Origin of the sequence: Sphingomonas chungangi, assembly GCF_013778325.1 — a bacterium.
In the GTDB taxonomy this organism is placed as follows: domain Bacteria; phylum Pseudomonadota; class Alphaproteobacteria; order Sphingomonadales; family Sphingomonadaceae; genus Solisphingomonas; species Solisphingomonas chungangi.
The window spans coordinates 89,236-108,286 of the sequence record NZ_JACEIB010000008.1; the positions used below are offsets into that span (position 1 = coordinate 89,236).

Annotated in this window: 22 protein-coding genes; 12 read left to right on the top strand and 10 right to left on the bottom strand. The window is 67.9% G+C overall.

The genetic code is table 11. The annotated features are described in order from the left end of the window. The first annotated feature begins 5 nt into the window (after positions 1-5). The 8 genes from HZF05_RS13320 to HZF05_RS13355 all read left to right on the top strand — a co-directional run bounded on the left by HZF05_RS13320 (position 6) and on the right by HZF05_RS13355 (position 5,300). The gene (locus HZF05_RS13320) at positions 6-722 is read left to right on the top strand and encodes an SDR family NAD(P)-dependent oxidoreductase (protein ID WP_160362718.1); all 717 of its coding nucleotides are present in this window, start codon (positions 6-8) and stop codon (positions 720-722) included. After that, positions 712-1,620 (top strand): 50S ribosomal protein L11 methyltransferase, encoded by a 909-nt coding sequence (locus HZF05_RS13325; RefSeq protein WP_160362719.1) that lies wholly within the window; start codon positions 712-714, stop codon positions 1,618-1,620. The genes HZF05_RS13320 and HZF05_RS13325 overlap by 11 nt, the downstream gene beginning before the upstream one ends. A 40-nt stretch (positions 1,621-1,660) precedes the next feature. Further along, entirely contained in the window at positions 1,661-2,911 is a 1,251-nt protein-coding gene (gene coaBC, locus HZF05_RS13330) for a bifunctional phosphopantothenoylcysteine decarboxylase/phosphopantothenate--cysteine ligase CoaBC (protein WP_181638870.1), read from the top strand. Next, a complete protein-coding gene (gene dut, locus HZF05_RS13335; RefSeq protein WP_160362720.1) occupies positions 2,908-3,357 on the top strand; it encodes a dUTP diphosphatase in 450 nt (149 codons plus the stop codon). The genes coaBC and dut overlap by 4 nt, the downstream gene beginning before the upstream one ends. A gap of 136 nt (positions 3,358-3,493) precedes the next feature. After that, positions 3,494-4,243, top strand: coding sequence for a HesA/MoeB/ThiF family protein (locus tag HZF05_RS13340; RefSeq protein WP_160362721.1), 750 nt, complete (start codon positions 3,494-3,496; stop codon positions 4,241-4,243). Beyond that, the gene (locus HZF05_RS13345) at positions 4,225-4,587 is read left to right on the top strand and encodes a DsrE family protein (RefSeq protein WP_425505622.1); all 363 of its coding nucleotides are present in this window, start codon (positions 4,225-4,227) and stop codon (positions 4,585-4,587) included. Before HZF05_RS13340 ends, HZF05_RS13345 begins: the two co-directional genes overlap by 19 nt. 169 nt (positions 4,588-4,756) lie before the next feature. Further along, a complete protein-coding gene (locus HZF05_RS13350) occupies positions 4,757-5,002 on the top strand; it encodes a hypothetical protein (protein ID WP_160362723.1) in 246 nt (81 codons plus the stop codon). 106 nt (positions 5,003-5,108) lie between these two features. Next, a complete protein-coding gene (locus HZF05_RS13355) occupies positions 5,109-5,300 on the top strand; it encodes a YqaE/Pmp3 family membrane protein (protein ID WP_160362724.1) in 192 nt (63 codons plus the stop codon). Positions 5,301-5,357: 57 nt separating this feature from the next. Here HZF05_RS13355 and topA read toward each other — a convergent pair whose 3' ends face one another. From topA to plsY, 5 genes are read right to left on the bottom strand one after another with little or no spacing between them, the layout of a single operon-like run. Then, a complete protein-coding gene (gene topA, locus HZF05_RS13360; RefSeq protein ID WP_160362725.1) occupies positions 5,358-7,892 on the bottom strand; it encodes a type I DNA topoisomerase in 2,535 nt (844 codons plus the stop codon). A gap of 59 nt (positions 7,893-7,951) precedes the next feature. Beyond that, a complete protein-coding gene (locus HZF05_RS13365; protein ID WP_160362726.1) occupies positions 7,952-8,308 on the bottom strand; it encodes a DMT family protein in 357 nt (118 codons plus the stop codon). Beyond that, complete coding sequence (locus HZF05_RS13370; protein ID WP_160362727.1) at positions 8,305-8,799, bottom strand: hypothetical protein; 495 nt, start codon at positions 8,797-8,799, stop codon at positions 8,305-8,307. The genes HZF05_RS13365 and HZF05_RS13370 overlap by 4 nt, the downstream gene beginning before the upstream one ends. Positions 8,800-8,822: 23 nt before the next feature. Next, positions 8,823-9,953, bottom strand: a complete 1,131-nt coding sequence (dprA, locus tag HZF05_RS13375; protein WP_160362728.1) for a DNA-processing protein DprA — start codon at positions 9,951-9,953, stop codon at positions 8,823-8,825. A gap of 4 nt (positions 9,954-9,957) precedes the next feature. Beyond that, on the bottom strand, positions 9,958-10,575 hold the full coding sequence (gene plsY / locus HZF05_RS13380; protein ID WP_181638871.1) for a glycerol-3-phosphate 1-O-acyltransferase PlsY: 618 nt from the start codon (positions 10,573-10,575) through the stop codon (positions 9,958-9,960). Positions 10,576-10,805: 230 nt separating this feature from the next. On the opposite strand from plsY, the gene murI reads away from it, so the two are divergent. Together murI and hemA are read left to right on the top strand one after the other, a co-directional pair. After that, positions 10,806-11,600, top strand: a complete 795-nt coding sequence (gene murI, locus HZF05_RS13385) for a glutamate racemase (protein ID WP_160362729.1) — start codon at positions 10,806-10,808, stop codon at positions 11,598-11,600. Between the two features lie 112 nt (positions 11,601-11,712). Then, entirely contained in the window at positions 11,713-12,927 is a 1,215-nt protein-coding gene (hemA, locus tag HZF05_RS13390) for a 5-aminolevulinate synthase (RefSeq protein WP_160362753.1), read from the top strand. Between the two features lie 6 nt (positions 12,928-12,933). On the opposite strand, the gene HZF05_RS13395 is transcribed toward hemA, so the two are convergent. Genes HZF05_RS13395 through HZF05_RS13415 form a run of 5 tightly spaced genes read right to left on the bottom strand, consistent with a single transcriptional unit; the run spans position 12,934 to position 17,128 of the window. Then, positions 12,934-13,329: a VOC family protein gene (locus HZF05_RS13395; protein WP_160362730.1), complete on the bottom strand. Its 396-nt coding sequence runs from the start codon at positions 13,327-13,329 to the stop codon at positions 12,934-12,936. Continuing rightward, positions 13,326-14,840 (bottom strand): thioredoxin family protein, encoded by a 1,515-nt coding sequence (locus HZF05_RS13400; protein WP_220129841.1) that lies wholly within the window; start codon positions 14,838-14,840, stop codon positions 13,326-13,328. The genes HZF05_RS13395 and HZF05_RS13400 overlap by 4 nt, the downstream gene beginning before the upstream one ends. Positions 14,841-14,899: 59 nt before the next feature. Further along, positions 14,900-15,391 (bottom strand): DUF3429 domain-containing protein, encoded by a 492-nt coding sequence (locus HZF05_RS13405; RefSeq protein WP_160362732.1) that lies wholly within the window; start codon positions 15,389-15,391, stop codon positions 14,900-14,902. Continuing rightward, on the bottom strand, positions 15,388-16,557 hold the full coding sequence (locus HZF05_RS13410; protein ID WP_160362733.1) for a phospholipase A: 1,170 nt from the start codon (positions 16,555-16,557) through the stop codon (positions 15,388-15,390). Before HZF05_RS13410 ends, HZF05_RS13405 begins: the two co-directional genes overlap by 4 nt. Before the next feature lie 34 nt (positions 16,558-16,591). Continuing rightward, positions 16,592-17,128 (bottom strand): hypothetical protein, encoded by a 537-nt coding sequence (locus HZF05_RS13415; protein ID WP_160362734.1) that lies wholly within the window; start codon positions 17,126-17,128, stop codon positions 16,592-16,594. A 76-nt stretch (positions 17,129-17,204) separates the two neighbouring features. Here HZF05_RS13415 and rpiB point away from each other — a divergent pair, with 76 nt between their 5' ends. Both rpiB and glyA read left to right on the top strand, forming a co-directional pair. Next, positions 17,205-17,657 carry a ribose 5-phosphate isomerase B gene (rpiB, locus tag HZF05_RS13420; protein WP_160362735.1) on the top strand — a complete coding sequence of 151 codons (453 nt, stop codon included), beginning with the start codon at positions 17,205-17,207 and terminating at the stop codon, positions 17,655-17,657. Continuing rightward, on the top strand, positions 17,654-18,970 hold the full coding sequence (glyA, locus tag HZF05_RS13425) for a serine hydroxymethyltransferase (protein WP_160362736.1): 1,317 nt from the start codon (positions 17,654-17,656) through the stop codon (positions 18,968-18,970). The genes rpiB and glyA overlap by 4 nt, the downstream gene beginning before the upstream one ends. Positions 18,971-19,051: the final 81 nt, after the last annotated feature.

Below are 19,051 nucleotides of genomic sequence, written 5' to 3' on the forward strand. Positions count from 1 at the left end.
GCGTCATGACCCGCACCCACATCCTCGCGACCGGCACCAGCCGGGGCATCGGCGCCGCCATCGCCGCGCGACTCGATCGTCCCGACGTCCGCCTGATCGGCCATGCCAGCCGGCCGGGCGCCGCCGACACCGTCCCCGCCGATCTCGACGAGCCCGGTGCCGCGCACGCGCTATGGGCCGAGGCACTGGACCGGCTCGACGGCCGCATCGACGTGCTGATCAACAATGCCGGTATCTTCGAGGCCGCGCCAATCGACCTGCCGGACGCCGACTGGCTCGCCGCCTGGGAGCGGACGATGCGGATCAACCTCACCGCGTCGGCGGAGCTCTGCCGGCTGGCCGTCCAGCATTTTTCCGGGCGAGAACGAGGCGGCCGGATCGTCAACGTCGCCAGCCGCGCCGCCTATCGCGGCGATTCGCCCGCGCACTGGCATTACGCCGCCTCCAAGGCCGGCATGGTGGCGATGACCAAGTCGATCGCGCGGGGCTATGCCGGGCACAACATCCTCGCCTTCGCGGTCTGCCCCGGCTTCACCATGACGGGCATGGCGGAGGAGTATCTGGCCAGCCGGGGCGGCGAGAAACTCCTCGCCGACATCCCGCTCGGCCGCGTCGCCGATCCCGCCGAAGTGGCCGAGACGGTGCGCTGGCTTGCGCTCGACGCACCGGCATCCGTCACCGGATCGATCATCGATGTGAACGGGGCCTCCTATGTCCGCTGAAAGCTGGAAGATCACCCTCCCCTGCACGCGCGAGGAGGGCGAGGCGCTCGCCTTCGCCACCGACCCCTTCCCCGGCATGGAGGAGCCGCCGGTGCTCAATACGCTGGAGCCGGACGAGGATCGTCCGGAGAACTGGCTGGTCGAAGCCTTCACCGAGGGCAAACCGACGCCGGAGGTGATCGCGGCGGTGCAGGCGCTGGTCCCATCCGCGGCGCGGCTCAAGCCCGTCGTCGAGAAGGTCGAGGAACAGGACTGGGTGACGCTCAGCCAGTCCGGTCTGGAGCCGATCCGGGCGGGCCGCTTCTACGTCCACACCTCGGCGCACGGCGCGGTGATCCCGTCCGACGCGACGGTGTTCCGGATCGACGCCGGACGCGCCTTCGGGACGGGCCACCATTACACGACCACCGGCTGCCTGATGATGCTCGATCGGCTGAAGCGTCAGGGTGCCCGCTACCGGATGATCGCGGACGTCGGCACCGGCACGGGCCTGCTCGCCTTCGCGGCGATGGCGCTGTGGCCCCGCGCGCATGCGGTGGCGACCGACATCGATCCGGTCTCGATCGAGGTCACCGCCGAGAACGCGCAGGCAAACGGCGTCAACGAGGATCGGCTGGCTCTGGCCGTGGCCGAGGGCGTCGACCACCCGCTCTATCGCGAGCTCGCGCCGTTCGATCTGGTGATCGCCAACATCCTGGCCCAGCCGCTGATCGAGCTGGCGCCGTCCATCGCCGCGACCATCGCGCAGGGCGGCACGCTGATCCTCGCCGGGCTGCTGAACACGCAGGCCGAGGCGGTCACCGCCGCCTATCGCCGCGAGGGGCTGCGTCCGGCCGACACGATCCGCAACGGCGACTGGTCGATCCTGATGCTGCGCAAGCGGCGGCGGATGCGCTGAGGCCTCGACAGGCGCCTCCCGCCACGCCACAGAGACGATCGTGACCCCCAAGCGCATCCTCCTGATCGTCGGCGGCGGCATCGCGGCCTTCAAGGCCTGCGAGGTGCTGCGGACGCTTCGCAAGCGCGGCCACACCGTGCGGTGCGTGCTGACCGAGGCGGGGGCGCAGTTCATCACGCCCCTCACCCTCGCCGCGCTCTCCGAGCAACCGGTCCACACTTCGCTCTTCGAGCTCAAGGACGAGGTGGAGATGGGGCATATCGAGCTCAGCCGCGAGGCCGATCTCGTCGTCGTCTGCCCGGCCACCGCCAATCTGATGGCGCGGATGGCGGCGGGGATCTGCGACGATCTCGCCACCACCTTGCTGCTGGCCACCGACAAGCCAGTGCTGTGCGCGCCCGCCATGAACGTGCGGATGTGGCTGCACCCCGCCACCCAGCGCAACGTCGCCCAGTTGCGCGCCGACGACGTGACCGTGATGGAGCCCGACGAGGGCATGATGGCCTGCGGCGAGTTCGGCCCCGGCCGCCTGCCCGAGCCGGACGCGATCGTCGCGGCGATCGAGGACGCGCTGCAACGGCCGATCCCTGCGCGGCTGCTGAGCGTTTCGGCTGCGCCCGCCAGCAACCCCAGCTATTCCGGCCCGCTCACCGGCCGCAAGATCGTCGTCACCGCGGGTCCCACCCACGAGCCGATCGACCCGGTGCGCTACATCGCCAACCGCTCCTCCGGAAAGCAGGGTTTCGCGATAGCCGAAGCCGCAGCGAGGCTCGGTGCGGAAGTGACTTTGGTGGCGGGTCCCGTCACCCTTCCCACTCCGCCGGGCGTGAAGCGCGTCGATGTCGAGAGCGCGCGGGAGATGCAGGCGGCGGTCGATCGCGCGCTGCCCGCCGATGCCGCGATCATGGTCGCCGCCGTCGCCGACTGGCATGTCGATGCCGCCGCGCAGAAGATCAAGAAGCAGCCCGACGGCACGCCCCCCGCGCTCGCGCTTGTCCAGAACCCGGATATCCTCGCCGGCCTCGCCCGCTCGGCGAAGCGCCCGCGCCTGCTGATCGGCTTCGCCGCCGAGACCAATGACGTGGTCGCCTACGCGCGGGCCAAGCTCGCCGCCAAGGGCTGCGACTGGATCGTCGCCAACGACGTCTCCGGAGACGTGATGGGCGGCGACAGCAACAGCATCCACCTCGTCACCCGCGACGGCGTCGAGGACTGGCCGAACCTTCCCAAGCAGGCGGTGGCGGAGCAACTCGCCGCCCGCATCGCCGATGCCCTGTCGGAGCCGCGATGATCGAGATCCAGCTGAAGCGCCTGCCGCATGGCGAGGGCCTCCCCGCTCCAACCTACGCCACCACCGGCGCGGCGGGGCTCGACATCGTCTCGGCCGAGGACATCGTGCTCGGGCCGGGCGACCGCCATGCGGTGGCGACAGGCTTCGCGGTGGCGATCCCGGCGGGCTACGAGATCCAGGTCCGGCCGCGCTCGGGCCTCGCGCTCAAGCACGGCATCACCTGCCTCAACACGCCAGGCACGATCGATGCGGACTATCGCGGCGAGGTGAAGGTGATCCTCGCCAATCTCGGCGTCGAACCCTTCGAGGTGAAGCGCGGCGAGCGGGTGGCGCAACTGGTGCCGGCGGAGGTGACGGCGGCGCGCTTCCTCGAGGTCGAGACGCTCGACGAGACGACGCGCGGGGCCGGCGGCTTCGGCTCGACGGGGCGCCACTCGCTGCCGTGACATTCCTATTTTTCCGTTCGGTTCGAGCAGCTTCGAGCGAAGTCGACAAGCGTCCGTCGAGAATCCTTTCTCGACTTCGGTTCTCGACGGGCTCGAACCTGCGCTCGAAGCGAACGGATATGCTTGCAGATCGACCATGATCCTCTCCGATTCCCAGCTCGATCGCTACGCCCGCCACATCGTCCTCAAGGAGATTGGCGGCGGCGGACAGACCCGCCTGCTGGGCGCGCATGTGCTGGTCGTGGGGGCCGGCGGGATCGGATCGCCAGTGATCCAGTATCTCGCTGCTGCCGGGGTGGGAAAGCTGACCGTGGTGGACGACGACGTCGTCTCGCTCTCCAACCTCCAGCGCCAGACCCTGTTCGCCACGCGCGACGTCGGCGCCAAGAAGGTGGTCGCCGCCGCGAACTCGGTGCAGCGCATGAACCCCGACGTACGCTTCCTGCCGGTCGATCGCCGGCTGGATGCAGACAGCGCGGCACGGCTGCTCGACGGCGTCGACGTGGTGGTGGACGGCACCGACAATCTCGCCACCCGCCTGATCGTGTCGGACGCCGCGACCGCCGCGCGCGTGCCGCTCGTGTCGGCGGCCGTCGGCCAGTTCGAGGGGCAGCTTGCCGTCTATCGCGGCTGGGAGGATGGGCGGCCCTGCTATCGCTGCCTGGTCGGCGACGATCCGGAACGGCCGGACGTCAGCTGCGCCGATCAGGGGGTGCTCGGCGCGCTCACCGGCGTGCTGGGCAGTCTCGCCGCGATCGAGGCGGTGCGGCAGATCGTCCCGTTTGGCGAGGAGACGGCGGGCAAGCTGCTGCTCGTCGATGCGCTCGCCTTCCGTTTCCACATGATGGCGCTGCCCAAGAATCCGAAATGCCAATGCGCGGCCTGACCGTGATCGTCACCCGTCCGGGCAGCCTCCGCGCCGGGCTGGAGCTGGCGGCGGCGAACGCGGCTCTGGGCGGCCGGGCACGACTGTTCGCGCAGGGCGAGGCGGTGGCGGCGCTGGCGCTGCCGATGCGCGCGCCGCACGATCCCGATCATGCGGCGGCCGGCCTGCCGGCGCTGGCCGCGCTTTTCGAGGAAGCGCAGGCGCTGGGGGTCGAGGCGATCGTATGCCAGAGCGGGCTCGCGCTGATGGGCGTGACGGCCGACATGCTCGATGCGCGGATCAGCTTCGGTGGGCCGGTGAGCGTGATGCAGACCCTAGGTGAAGACAGGCTAGCCACGCTTTAGGCCGAGACTTGGCCGATTTCGCCAATTTATGGTTGTCGAAAAACGGTATCTGACCACCCGCTTTCGAAAAAACCCGTAATCTGGCGCTTCGGCGGAATTGGCACGGCCGATGCAAAGCATGGTGCGCAGGCCGAACGGCCTGCCGAACGGAACCAGAAAGGAATTTGCCATGTCCACCACCGCCCGCCACTCCGCCCTCGGCTTCGCCATCGCCTCGCTGGTGCTGGGTGCCTCCGCCCCGGCCTTCGCTCACTCCACTCCCGCCATGCTTGCAGATGGCAGCCGGATGACACTCGACCAGAGCAGCGGCAACTTTTGCCTGTCCGAGAAGATCACCGGCTCGAACGTCCCCGTCGTCACCTGCAAGAGCCAGAGCGACTGGGCCAAGGACGGCCTCGCGATCAGCGTGAAGTAAGTGCGGCTGGACGCGACTCGCCGCTCTGCGCGGCGGCGAGCCGCCCTCGCCTTCATCCCGAATCTGTACGATACCGCCTCGGGCCCGCACCGATAAAGGAGGTCCCATGAGACTGATCATCGCCCTCCTGCTGCCCTGGCTGCTGTTCTTCACCATCGGCCGGCCGATCGCCGGGATCGTGTGTCTGATCCTGCAGGTCACCCTGATCGGCTGGCTGCCCGGCGCGATCTGGGCAGTCTATGCGCTCAGCGAGTGGGATACCGACCGCAAGATCGCCGCATATCGGCGAGGATGGTGAGTTATTCGAGTCTTCCCCTTGTTGCTTCCCCTCCTGGAAGGGAGGGGAAAATGAACGTCACGCCTTCTTCTTCGCCGCCGGCTTCTTCGGAGCAGCCTTCTTCGGCGCCGCCGCCTTCTTCACCGGCTTCTTGCCTTTGGCCGGTCCCTTCGCCGCACGCTCCGCCAGCAGTACCAACGCCTCGTCGAGGGTCAGCGCTTTGGGATCCTTGGCCTTAGGGAGCGTCGCGTTGGTGGTGCCATCGGTGACGTAGGGGCCGAAGCGGCCCTCCATCACCTTCACCTCGGCACCGTCCGGATTGGTGCCAAGCAGTGCGATCGGTTCCCGGCTTGCGCCCTGCCGCCGACCACCGCCGGCCGCCGCCTCGGCAAGCTTCACCACCGCCGCGTTCATGCCCGTCTCGAACACGTCCGTCGTCGACTGCAGCCGCGCATACTTGCCATCATGCGCGAGATACGGTCCGTAACGCCCTATCGATGCGGTAATATCCTTGCCCGTCTCCGGGTGCGGGCCGATCGTGCGCGGCAGCGACAGCAGCTTGAGCGCCAGCTCCAGCGTCAGCTCGCCAGCATCCTTGGGGATGGACGAGCGCTTGGCCTCCTTGCCCTCGCCGAGCTGGATATACGGCCCGAACCGCCCCGCCTTGCGCTCGACCGGCAGCCCCGTCTCGGGATCGGTGCCGAGCGTCTCCGGCCCGGTATCGGCGCCATCGTTGGCCGCGCCCGCCTGCGCGAAACGGCGGGTATATTTGCACTCGGGATAGTTGGAGCAGGCGATGAACGCGCCGAACCGGCCGCCCCGAAGAGCAAGCTGCCCCTGCCCGCAATTGGGGCAGAGGCGCGGATCGCTGCCATCCGCCTTCTCGGGGAACAGGAAAGGCGCGAGAAACTTGTCGAGCTCCGCCGTCACCTCGGAGGGCTTCTGCTCCATCACTTCGGCGGTCTTGGGCTTGAAGTCCTTCCAGAAGGCTTCCAGCACCGCCTGCCACTGGGCGCGACCGCCGGAAATGTCGTCCAGCTCCTCCTCCAGCTCTGCGGTGAAATCGAAGCTGACGTACTTCTCGAAGAAGCGTTCGAGGAACGCCGTCACCAGCCGCCCGCTCTCCTCGGCATGGAAGCGATTCTTCTCGATACGAACGTAGGAACGGTCCTTAATCGTCTGAAGAATCGAGGCATAGGTCGAAGGCCGCCCGATCCCCAGCTCCTCCATCTTCTTGACCAGCGACGCTTCCGAGTAACGCGGCGGCGGCTGGGTGAAATGCTGCTCGGCCTTCACCGCCTTCACCGCCGGCGAGTCGCCGTCCTTGAGGCGCGGCAAGCGGCGCGAATCCTCGTCGCCCTCATCATCGCGGCCTTCCTCGTAAAGCGCGAGATAGCCGGGGAAGAGCACCACCTGCCCGGTCGCGCGCAGCCCGAGCTGGCCGGTGCCGTCCGCCAGATCGACGGTGGTGCGCTCCAATCGGGCCGACGCCATCTGGCTGGCGGTCGCACGCTTGAAGACCAGTTCGTAGAGGCGGGCATGATCGCCCGACCCAGCGCGCTCGCGGCCGAAATCGGTCGGCCTGATCGCCTCGTGAGCCTCCTGCGCGTTCTTCGCCTTGGTCTGGTAGATGCGCGGCTTGTCGGGGACGTAGCCGCCGTCATAGCGCTCGGCGATCGCCTTGCGGGCGGCGGAAATGGCGCTTTCGTCCATCTGCACGCCGTCGGTCCGCATGTAGGTGATCAGGCCGTCCTCGTAGAGATTCTGCGCCACCCGCATCGTGTGGCTGGCCGAGAAGCCCAGCTTGCGCGCCGCCTCCTGCTGGAGCGTCGAGGTCGTGAAAGGCGGCGGCGGGTTGCGGGTGAGCGGCTTGGTCTCGACCGACACCACCGTCAGCCGCGCCGCCTCGACATCGGCCTTGGCGGCGAGCGCGTCGCCCTCCTGGCCGATGGTGAGGCGATCGATCTTCTGCCCCTTCCACTTCACAAGCCGTGCGAGGAACGGGACAGAATCCTGTTCCATGTCGGCGGTGACCGACCAATATTCCTGCGCGCGGAACGCCTCGATCTCGCGCTCGCGATCGACGACGAGGCGCAGCGCCACCGACTGCACGCGCCCCGCCGACTTGGCGCCGGGCAGCTTGCGCCACAGTACCGGCGATAGGGTGAAGCCCACCAGATAATCGAGCGCGCGGCGCGCCCGGTAGGCGTCGATCAGATCCTCGTCGAGCGCGCGGGGCTCGGCCATCGCCTTCAGCACGGCCGGCTTGGTGATCGCGTTGAAGGTGACGCGCTGGGTGTCCTTGGGCAGCGCGCGGCGCTTGGCCAGCACCTCCTGCACGTGCCACGAGATCGCCTCGCCCTCGCGATCGGGGTCGGTGGCGAGGATCAACGCGTCGGCGCCCTTGGCCTCGTCGGCGATCGCCTTGAGCTGGCGCGCCTTGTCCGCATAATTCTCCCACTCCATGGCGAAGCCCTCGTCGGGGTTCACCGAACCGTCCTTGGCGGGCAGGTCCCGGACGTGGCCGTAGGAGGCGAGCACCTTGTAGCCCGGGCCGAGATATTTCTCGATGGTCTTGGCCTTGGCGGGGGATTCGACGACGACGAGCTTCATGATGTCGGGGATATCCTTACGTGTACGCGTACGAGAGTGGGAACCGCCTGCCCCGTTCGTCAAGCGCGTGACGCGCCGTCGCGAAAAAGGAAAAATGCGCCCGCCGCGATCAGTCCGAAGCCGATCAGTTGGTTCACCGTGATCTTCTGCCCCAGCACCCACACCGAGAAGCCGCAGAAGATGGTCAGCGTGATCACCTCCTGCATGCCCTTCAGCTGGGCGGCCGAATAGACGTTCGATCCGTAGCGGTTGGCCGGCACCGCCAGGCAATATTCGGCGAAAGCGATGCACCAGCTGACGACGATCACCAGCCAGAGCGGCTTGTCCTTGAACTTCAGGTGGCCGTACCAGGCCGCCGTCATGAACATGTTGGAGCCGATCAGCAGCAGGATCGGCAGCAGGCGGGGCGGGATCATCCGTAGGTCGGCCTCTGCAATGCGAAGATGCCGCCGATCCACAGCGTCAGCGCAGCACCGAGACCGGTCACCATCGTGCCCGTCGCGCCCCGGATCGCGAAGCCGGCGACGGCGCAGGCCATCATCGCTGCGGTGAGCGCCTGGAAGCGGCGCAGATTGGCGGCGAGACCGATCGGGATGAAGTGCAGCGACACCACCGCCGCGATTCCTGGCAGGATCACGTCGTCCATGTGCGCGGCGTGGAAGATGTTCACGATCAGCAGGATCCCCACCGCCTCCGCCATGGTCGACCACATGATCACACGACCCGTCTGGATGCCGCCGGGCGGATCGGGCCGCACCACGCGCTGGATTGCACGGATCACGATCGGCGCCGCCAGCACGAGGCCGAGCAGCAGGATCGGGCTTGCCTGCCCCACGGTGGGCGCAAGCCCGGCCATGAAGAAGGCGGTGGCGAAGATCGCGAAGATGAGTGCACCCCACGGGCCCATGGATACTGCCTTGTCGACTCGGGTCAGGCGAGGCTTACCTGACCACCGGCGTGACGTTCCAGCCTGCCGGCAAGTTCCAGTTCCAGCAGCACGGTCTGCACGATCGCGGGCGGGCAACCGGATTGCCGGACGATCTCGTCGACCGGCGTCGGCACCGGGCCAAGCAATTCGATGACGGCGCGACGATCCCCCTCCTCCGCATCGCCTTGAACCGGTGCCTCATAGGAATGGGTCGGCTCGCTCACCATACGCGGGTCGATCGGGCGGAGCATCTCCAGCACGTCTTCGGCGGTCTGGATCAGGGTGGCGCCCTCGCGGATCAGCAGGTTGCAGCCCTGTGCTCGCGGATCGAGCGGGGAGCCCGGCACCGCCAGCACCTCGCGCCCATATTCGCCGGCATAGCGCGCGGTGATCAGCGATCCGGACTTGGGCGCCGCCTCCACCACCAGCACCGCCTGGGCGAGGCCGGCGATGATCCGGTTGCGATAGGGAAAGTGGCGCGCGCGGGGCTCGATGCCGGGCGGCTGCTCGGCGATCAGCAGACCTTCATTGGCGATCCGCTCCTGCAGATCGGCATTTTCGGGCGGATAGGCGACGTCGATGCCGCCCGCGATCACCGCGACGGTGCCGGCCTCGATCGATCCCTGGTGCGCCGCCGTATCGATGCCGCGTGCGAGGCCCGACGCGACGGTGATGCCGCGCTCGCCCAGTTCCGCCGCGATGCCCCGCGCGAAACGGCAGGCCGAGGCGGAGGCGTTGCGCGCGCCGACCATCCCCAGCACCGGCCGATCGAGCAGCGCTCTTTTGCCCCGCACGATCAGCGCCGGCGGAGCAGTCGGGATCGTCGCCAGCATCGCCGGATAGCCGGGCAGGCCGAGGAACAGATAGCGCGCGCCGGCCTTCTCCACCGCCTCGACCTCGCGCTCGATCGCGCCGCGCGGCGGCACGGACGGCGGCTTGCCACCGCCCCGCCGCGCCAGATCGGGAATCGCCTCCAGCGCCGCCGCGGCCGTGCCGAAACGGGCGAGCAATTGCGCATAGGTCACGGGGCCGACGGTCGGCGTCCGCATCAGCCTCAGCCGGGCGATGCGATCCTCGCGATCGACGCGCGAGCCGCCGCCTGCGCCGCCCGCTTCGTCGATCCCCCCGTGCATGGGTCTAGCCCTTGCTGCCGAAGCGCGGTTCGGTGCCGTCGAGCAGCCGCTCGACATTGGCGCGGTGCTTCCACAGCACCACCAGCGCCAGCAGCAGGAACGTGAGCGTCAGGTCGGACCGGTTGATGATCGCCGCCGCCACCGGAGTCGCGATCGCCGCCGTCATGCCGCCGACCGAGCTGTGCCGGGTGATCGCGAAGGCCGCCAGCCACACCAACGCGAAGGTCAGCCCGCACGGCCAGGACAAAGCCAGCGCGATGCCGAGGAAGGTCGCCACCCCCTTGCCGCCCTTGAACCGCAGCCAGACCGGATAGACGTGCCCCAGGAACGCGAAAGCGCCCGCGACGATCGCCGCCAGCGACGGCGGGCTCGGATCGGGCCAGACATGCCCCACCAGAACCACCGCCACCGCGCCCTTGGCGGCATCGAGCAGCAGGGTGAGGATCGCCAGTTCCTTGCGGCCGGTGCGCAGCACGTTGGTGGCGCCGATATTGCCGGAACCGAGCGTGCGCGGATCCTGCGCCCCGCCCGCGCGCGTGACCAGCAGGCCGAACGGGATCGATCCCAGCAGGTAGCCGATCAGGGCGGCAGCGCCCAGCACCAGCCAGTTCGTAGCAATCAAGGACGCGACCTCTCCGTGATGGCCCCCAAGCATAAGCACTGGTGCCGCCAGCGCAACAATCTGGATTTAGGTGGGTGAGCGGCCCGAGCCCATTCGTGCTCCGGCGGAGGCCGGAGCCCTGGCGGCGGACGCAGCGCCAGCCCCACAACGCTCCGGCCTTCGCCGGAGCACGGAGTTGCTACGTGGGGCGGTAGACAGCGCCCATCGCCCCCGCCTACACCCCGCCTCCCATGGACGCATCCCGCCCCCTGCTCGTCTTCGATTCCGGTGTCGGCGGCCTCTCCGTTCTGGATGCGATCCAGCGCCGGCTGCCGACCGCGCCGATCGTCTACGTCGCGGATTCGGGCGGTTTCCCCTACGGCACCAAGAGCGAGACCGAGATCGCCGCGCGCGTGCCGGCCCTGCTCGGGCGACTGGTGGAGCGCTACCGCCCGCGCCTGATCGTGATCGCCTGCAACACCGCGTCGACCATCGCGTTGGCGGTTGTCCGCTCGGCGCTGGACCTGCCGATCGTCGGCACCGTCCCTGCGATCAAGCCGGCCGCGCTCGCCAGCAAGACCCGCGCGATCGGCGTGCTCGGCACCGACGCGACCGTCCGCCAGCCCTATGTCGATCGCCTCGCCGCCGAATTCGCCAGCGATTGCATCGTGTTGCGCCACGGTTCTGCGCGGTTGGTCGAGCTGGCCGAGGCGGCGTTGCGCGGCGACCCGGGCGATCCGGCGGATTACAAAAGAGTCATGGATGGCCTGTTCGGCCTTCCCGGCGGCGACACGGTGGATATTGTGGCGCTCGCCTGCACCCACTTCCCGCTGGTCGCCGATCAGCTTGCCGCCGCCAGCCCGCATCCCGTTACCTTCGTGGATGGTGCCGAGGGAATCGCCCGCCGCGTGGCCCATCTCACGGAAGGCCAGCCGTGGCCGGACGTCGCGCCCGAAGGCATCGCGGTGTTCACCTCCGACATCGACGCCACACCGCTCCACATCGCATTGGCGGCACGCGGCCTGTCCCGGATCGAGCGCCTCTGAGCGAGTGGGACGATTTGTCCCATCGCATTTCCTCCCTAGGTCTGGCTGGAAATTTCGGGCATGACCGGCTATCGAGCCGGCCAAGACCGGACGCGGGATTGAGGTGGCCACTTTGGATTACAGCCGTGTTTTCGCCCAGGCGATCGACCGACTCCACGCCGAGGGGCGCTACCGGGTCTTCATCGACATCCTGCGCAACAAGGGCATGTTCCCCAACGCGCGCTGCTTCCATGGCCATAACGGGCCGAAGCCGATCACGGTCTGGTGCTCGAACGACTATCTCTCGATGGGCCAGCACCCCAAGGTGATCGCCGCCATGGAGGAGGCGCTGCACGATGTCGGCGCGGGCGCCGGCGGCACGCGCAACATCGGCGGCAACACCCACTATCACGTCGATCTGGAGCATGAGCTCGCCGACCTGCACGGCAAGGAAGGCGCCCTGCTCTTCACCTCGGGCTATGTCTCGAACGAGGCGACGCTCTCCACGCTCGCCAAGGTGCTGCCGGGCTGCATCATCTTTTCGGACGAGCTCAACCACGCGTCGATGATCGCGGGCATCCGCAATTCGGGCTGCGAGAAGCGCGTCTTCCGCCACAACGACCTCGTCCATCTCGAGGAGCTGCTGGCCGCCGAGGACCCGGAACTCCCCAAGCTGATCGCCTTCGAGAGCGTCTATTCGATGGACGGCGACATCGCGCCGATCGCCGAGATCTGCGATCTCGCCGACAAGTATAACGCGTTGACCTATCTGGACGAGGTGCACGCGGTCGGCATGTACGGCGCGCGCGGCGGCGGCATTTCGGAGCGCGATGGCGTGGCGCACCGCCTCACCGTGATCGAGGGGACGCTGGGCAAGGCGTTCGGCGTGATGGGCGGCTATATCGCCGCCGACAGCCAGATCATCGACGTGATCCGCAGCTACGCGCCGGGCTTTATCTTCACCACGTCGCTGTCGCCGGTGCTGGTCGCGGGCGTGCTGGCGAGCGTGCGGCACCTGAAGGAATCGTCCGCCGAGCGCGAGGGCCAGCAGGCCGCCGCCGCGACGCTCAAGCGCCTGATGGCGGATGCCGGGCTGCCGGTGATGCCGTCGGTGACGCATATCGTGCCGCTGCTGGTCGGCGATCCGGTGAAGGCCAAGCGGATCAGCGACATCCTGCTCGCCGAATATGGCGTGTACGTGCAGCCCATCAACTACCCGACCGTGCCGCGCGGCACCGAGCGCCTGCGCTTCACGCCCGGCCCGAGCCACTCCGAAGAGATGATGGTAGAGCTGGTCGGCGCGCTGGTCGAGATCTGGGACCGGCTGGAGCTGCGGCAGGCGGCTTGACGCCTGTCAGGCGTTCCATGCCGCCTTCTGCAGGACGACCCGGTAACCGTCGGGATCCTCGAACGTCAGTCCATCACGATCCCAATAGGGATTGAAGGGCGGCGCCGGATCGAAGCCTGCAGCCCGCATCCGATCCACGGCCGCCTGCCATTCTGCCGGATGGGGCAGGTAGAAGATCAGCAGATGATCCTGTGTCGGCGCGCGGCCCACGGCATGAGTTCGCGCCCGCGTAAACTCGAAATGATAGGGCGCCCCGGGACTCCCGAGCATCATGCCATCGACCCCGTCATGATCTTCGAAGCGATAGAGCAGGTCCAGCCCCAGCCCCTCCCGATAGAAGCGCAACAGCGCGTCCAAATCGTCGCTCGGCCTCGCCACGCGCAGCTTGGGCGCGACGCTCATCCCTTCAGCACATCCTTGCATCCGCCCTTGGCGCAGGCCTGCCCCATCTTCGCGTCGAGCCGCGCCAGCACATCGCCACCGCCATGCTTGCCGCTCCACTCGCGGAGCTTCTTCGCCCAGTCGCCGGCCTTCTTCTCCGTCCGCTCGGCATAGCCGCTGCTGTTGGCGCCCAGTGCGTCGATCACCATCCCGGCGGACTGCTCCACCGCCGCCTTGTCGTCGGGCGTCATCCGCATCACGCCGTTCGAATAGAAGATCGCCCACTGGATGCGTGTCGCCGGCCCCTGCGCGGTCTCGGCGGCCTGCTTAAGCCAGCCGATCGCGGCGGGATAATCCTTGGTCTCTTCCTTCAGGCCCGCGAGATCGACCATGAAGTAATACGGCGCCACCGCCTTGGGCAGTTCGCTCCTCAGCAGCTTTTCGGCACCGGCCCGGTCGCCCGCCTCGTCGAGCAGGTCGCCGGCGCTCGGCATCACCGCCTGGCGCATCTGCGGGTCGGTCGCCCCCTTGTCCGCCATGGCGACGCGCTGGCGCACCTTGGCCATTACGTCGGGCGTCACCTTGCCGCCGTTGAGCCCCTTGGAGAGCGTGATCTCGGCCTCAGCCGTCGCCAACCGGTCGTAGAGCGGGATGCTGTCGTCCGCCGCCAGGCGATCCAGCGCCGCCGTCAGCTTGTCGCCCAGCGCCTTCCGTTCGGCCGGATCGGGCAGCGCGAGAATCAGGCCGGCGGCGCTGCCCACCTCCTGCCGGTTGGCCTTCACCTCGTCATAGTCGGCGAGGATCGCCGGCAGCACGGCACGCACCTGCGCCTGCTGGGCGGCATCGAGCTTGGGCTTGTCGCCCGTACCGCCACCGAGCAGCAGGCTGGTGAGCGTGAAGTGGCGCTTCATCGCCGGATCGGGCGCCGCATCGGCCAGCTTGGCGAGGAACGCCGCCGCCTTGGGATAGTCGCCGAAATGCTTGGGATCGTCGAACCAGTCGAAGCTGGCGAGCAGGCGCCAGTCGTCCGCCGACAGGCTCTTGGGATCGTCGGCGCGCTTGAGCAGATCCTCGGTCGATGAGGTGCGTGTCGCAGCGACCTCGAGCACGTCGGCCAGCTGGCCGGAGGTCGATCCGCCCGAGAGCCGCGTCACCTCCTGCCGGTCCGGCGTGAGGATGATGACGGTCGGATAGCCCTGGATGCCGAACTTCGCGCCCCACAGCTGCGCGTCCTTGGCGTCGCCGTCGAGGTGGACGGGGATGAAGTTGGCGGTTTCGGCGATGAAGGCCGGGTCCTTGAACAGGGTCTGCTTCATCAGGTTGCAGGGCGGGCACCATTTCGCGCCCCAGTAGAGCAGGACCGGCTTCTTCGCCTCCTTCGCTTCGGCAAAGGCGTCATCGACATCGCCCTCGCGCCAGGCGATCTGCCGGGCGGAGGCCTGCGCAGCGGTCCCGCTGTTCGACTGGTCCGCCTGGCTGTGACATCCCGCCAGAGCGATACCGAGCACCATCAGGCTGACCGCAACACGCATGACCATCTCCCTGTTCGTCCGCATCTTTTTAGGCAGCGGCAGGGAAAGTGGAAGCCCCGTCAGGTCAGTGCGAAACCCAGCCCGATAGTCAGCGCGCCGAGCGCCAGCGAGAGCGGCAGGCGCAGGTTCATCCACCACGGCGGCACGAGGCGCCTGCGGTCGAGCATGCGGTCCACCAGCGGGGTCAGCGCGATCACGAGGCCGAGCAGGGTCGAACAGATCACGGGCATGTCCGCCGAAAGCCCGTAGAGGATGGTCGCCAGGATCGCCGGCGCCACCGCGATCACGAGCAGCCGCGGACGCTGTTCCTCGGTCGCGCGGGTCGACGCGACGCCCCACCAGATGCCGCCGAGGAAGCTCAGGATCATCGCCGCATAGGTGAGTGCGAGACCGCCGATCTTGCCCGGCAGCGCGGAATCCGGGTCGACGCCCGCCGCCAGCCGCACGAACAGCGCGATCAGCATCGGCAGCAGCCCCATCGCCCCCAGCACGATCGCCGGCATGGGCGGCCGCCGCCCCCGATCGTACGCCACCAGCTCGCCTTCGCTCATCGAACGATCCCGATCCCCACCCGCAATCGCGTCTGCTTGCGGTTATAGTCCAGCAGGTCCTCGCCATAGCCGGTGAAGCCCTGGACGACGACATAGAGCGGCAGGTCATGCCAGATATGGGTCAACGGATAGCTAAGATCGGCGTCGACCGATCCCTTGCCGGTGGAGAAATTCAGCCGGCTCCAGGTGGATAGCTTGAGCCCCTGGTCCTGCCCGATCGAAAAGGCGAGCGCCTGGTGGCCGCGATAGCGCGCGATATCCTCGTTGCCGTCACGGTTGATGATGTAGTGGAAGATGCGCGGGCCGATCGAGGCGGTCCAGCTGCCGATCGGCACGTCGAGCGTCGGCTGGATGTAGAGGATGTTGTAGCTGCGCGAGGCGGAGCCGTCCCGTCCGTTGGATTCGTGCAGATAGCCGCCGCGCACGTTCAGCTGGTCGCCCGCCTCGTTCTTGGGCAGCGTGTAGATGTAGAGGAATTCGGGCTGGTAGTTCACGTCGCGGAACGGCGCGCTGTTCGCGCCGAGATCCCAGAACATCCGCTGGGTGTAGGCGAAGTGGAAGCCCGAATACCAATGGCCGTCGCCAGGATGGCCGAGCAGCTGGTATTTGAAGCTCAGCTCCAGCTTGGCATCGGTATCGGTGCCGTGACCCAGCACCGCGTAGATCGGATTGTAGGTGGAGAGATTGCCGAGCAGCGGGTTGTTGGGGCGCGGTGGTGGAACGGGAGCAGCGCTCGCTTCACGGGCCGTCTCGGTCGGCGGAGCGATCTGCGCGCTTTGGATGTCATCGCCGGCCTCGCCCAGCGCGAAGGCGTAGCCGTCCGATCCGCTATCGACTGACAGCACCGCCCGGCCCGCCACCCCGGCCGGGCGCGCGACGGCGTAATCGACCTGCGCATAGCCGTTGCCGGCAATCGTGACGGGCGGCCCCTGCCGCTTCATCTCGACGGGAACGTCACGACCATCGGCATGGAGTATGGCGTAGAGCGTATCCGCTACCGGTCGATCCGGACCGCCCACCGTGTTCAACAGAATGACGTGAGCGACGATGGGCCCCTCGCCTTCCTCCTGCACCGAGCGGAAGGAGACGGCCAGCGGCGGCAACGGGATCGGCGGCGGCGGGGGCGCGGCCGCCAGCAACGCCATAGACAACGCGACGATACTCATACGTCCTGCCCCCTTTCGCACACCCTGATTACGCTCAATCGCGGCAATAGCCCTCGCCGGGTTTCACCGTCAGACAATCCTTCTTGGTCGCGAGATATTTCAGGCCCGTGGCCATGCCGTCGGTTTCACGCAAGGTCTGGTCGCCGTCGGGGCGGCGGAACTGGATCACATCGCCCACGCCCGTCCCCTCAAACACACCCTTGTCGTCCAGCGTATATTGTTGGGTGAGCGTGTAGTGGCCCGCGCCCTTTTTCTCGTCCTTGGCGATGACGAGGTTCAGCCCCTCGACGCCGCGCCAGCGGCCGACCCACTTGTCGGTCGGAATGCCGGGATCGACCAACTTGCCCATCCTGTCGTTGAGCTTGCCGATCCGCGCCTCGTCGGTCGCAGACGCATTGTCGATCCGGTTGGAGGCGCGATCGCCCCAGTCGTCAGTGCGATCGGCGAGATTGTCGGCGGCGTTGCCGAAGCTGTTGGCGGTCGCGCTCGCGGAATTGCCGATGTCGCTCGCCGTCTGCTTGCAGCCGGCCAGCAGCACCAGCACGGCCAGCGCATATCCTGTCTTCGTCACGTCACACTCCCTTTGCCTTGTCGGGACCACGCTCCTAAGGAGGCGCCATTCCCCGACTCGACGGAGCCGAACGCTCATGGCCATCGCCATCGCATCCGACCACGCTGCCTTCGCGATGAAAGCCGAGATCGCCGATTGGTTGCGCGCCGAGGGCCACGAGGTCCTCGATCTTGGTCCTGCAAACGACGGCCGCGTCGATTATCCGGACTACGGCTACAAGCTCGCCGAAGCAGTCGCGGACGGCCGGGCGGAGCGTGGCATCGCGCTGTGCGGCTCCGGCATCGGCATCTCGATCGCGGTCAATCGCCACCCCCGCTTGCGCTGCGCACTCGTCTCCGAGCCGCTGTCGGCGCAGCTTTGCCGCGAGCATAACGACGCCAACGCCATCGCGCTCGGCGCCCGCCTGATCGGCATCGAGCAGGCCAAGGCCTGCATCACCGCTTTCCTCACCACCGGCTTCGCCGGAGACCGCCACACCGGCCGCGTCGACAAGCTGACGCACCCCGCCTTCGCGAAGGAGCCCGCATGAGCACGCAACCCAGCCTCCAGCCCGCTTCCATCCCCGAGATCCGCAAGTCCGGCTTCTTCACCCAGAACCTCGCCGATGCCGATCCCGCCATCTTCGCCGGCGTCGAGCACGAGCTCGCCCGCGAGCGCCACCAGATCGAGCTGATCGCGTCCGAGAACATCGTCTCCAAGGCGGTGCTGGAGGCACAGGGCTCGGTGTTCACGAACAAGTATGCGGAAGGGTATCCGGGCAAGCGTTATTATCAGGGCTGCGCGCCGTCCGACGAGGTCGAGCAGATCGCGATCGATCGCGCCAAGCAGCTGTTCGGCTGCGGCTTCGCCAACGTCCAGCCGCATTCGGGCGCGCAGGCCAACGGCGCCGTCATGCTGGCGCTGACCAAGCCCGGCGACACGATCATGGGCCTCAGCCTCGATGCCGGCGGCCACCTGACCCACGGCGCCAAGGCGGCGATGTCGGGCAAGTGGTTCAACGCCGTGCAGTACGGCGTCACCCGCGACACGCACCTGATCGACTATGACGCGGTCGAGGCGATGGCGATCGAGCACAAGCCGACGTTGATCATCACCGGCGGGTCCGCCTATCCGCGCCACATCGATTTCGCCCGCTTCCGCGCCATCGCGGACAAGGTCGGCGCGAAGTTCATGGTCGACATGGCCCACTTCGCCGGCCTCGTCGCGGGCGGCGCGCACCCCTCGCCCTTCGGCCATGCCGACGTGGTGACGACCACCACGCACAAGACGCTGCGCGGGCCGCGCGGCGGAGCGATCTTCACGAATGACGAAGCGATCGCCAAGAAGATCAACTCGGCGGTGTTCCCCGGGCTTCAGGGCGGCCCGCTGATGCACGTCATCGCCGCCAAGGCGGTGGCCTTCGGCGAGGCGCTGCAGCCCGAGTTCAAGGCCTATGCCAAGGCCGTGATCGAGAATGCCAAGGCGCTCGCCAGCCGCCTCCAGGAGCGCGGCGCGGAAGTCGTCTCGGGCGGCACCGACACGCATCTGGCGCTGATCGATCTCAGCCCGCTCGGCGTCACCGGCAAGGATGCGGACGAGGCGCTGGAACGTTCCGCGATCACCTGCAACAAGAACGGCATCCCCTTCGATCCGCTGCCGCCGGTGAAGACCAGCGGCATCCGCGTCGGCTCGCCGGCGGGCACCACGCGCGGCTTCGGGGTCGCCGAGTTCCGCGACATCGCCGACATGATCGCCGATGTGCTGGAAGGAATGCGCAAGAATGGCGAGCAGGGCGATGCGCAGATCGAGGCCAATGTCCGCGAGCGGGTCCGCGCGCTCTGCGAGCGCTTCCCGATCTACTGAACTTTCAACCTCCGTTCGCACTGAGCGAGGTCGAAGTGCAGCCGCAACGCATGGCCTTCGACTGCGCTCAGGCCGAACGGG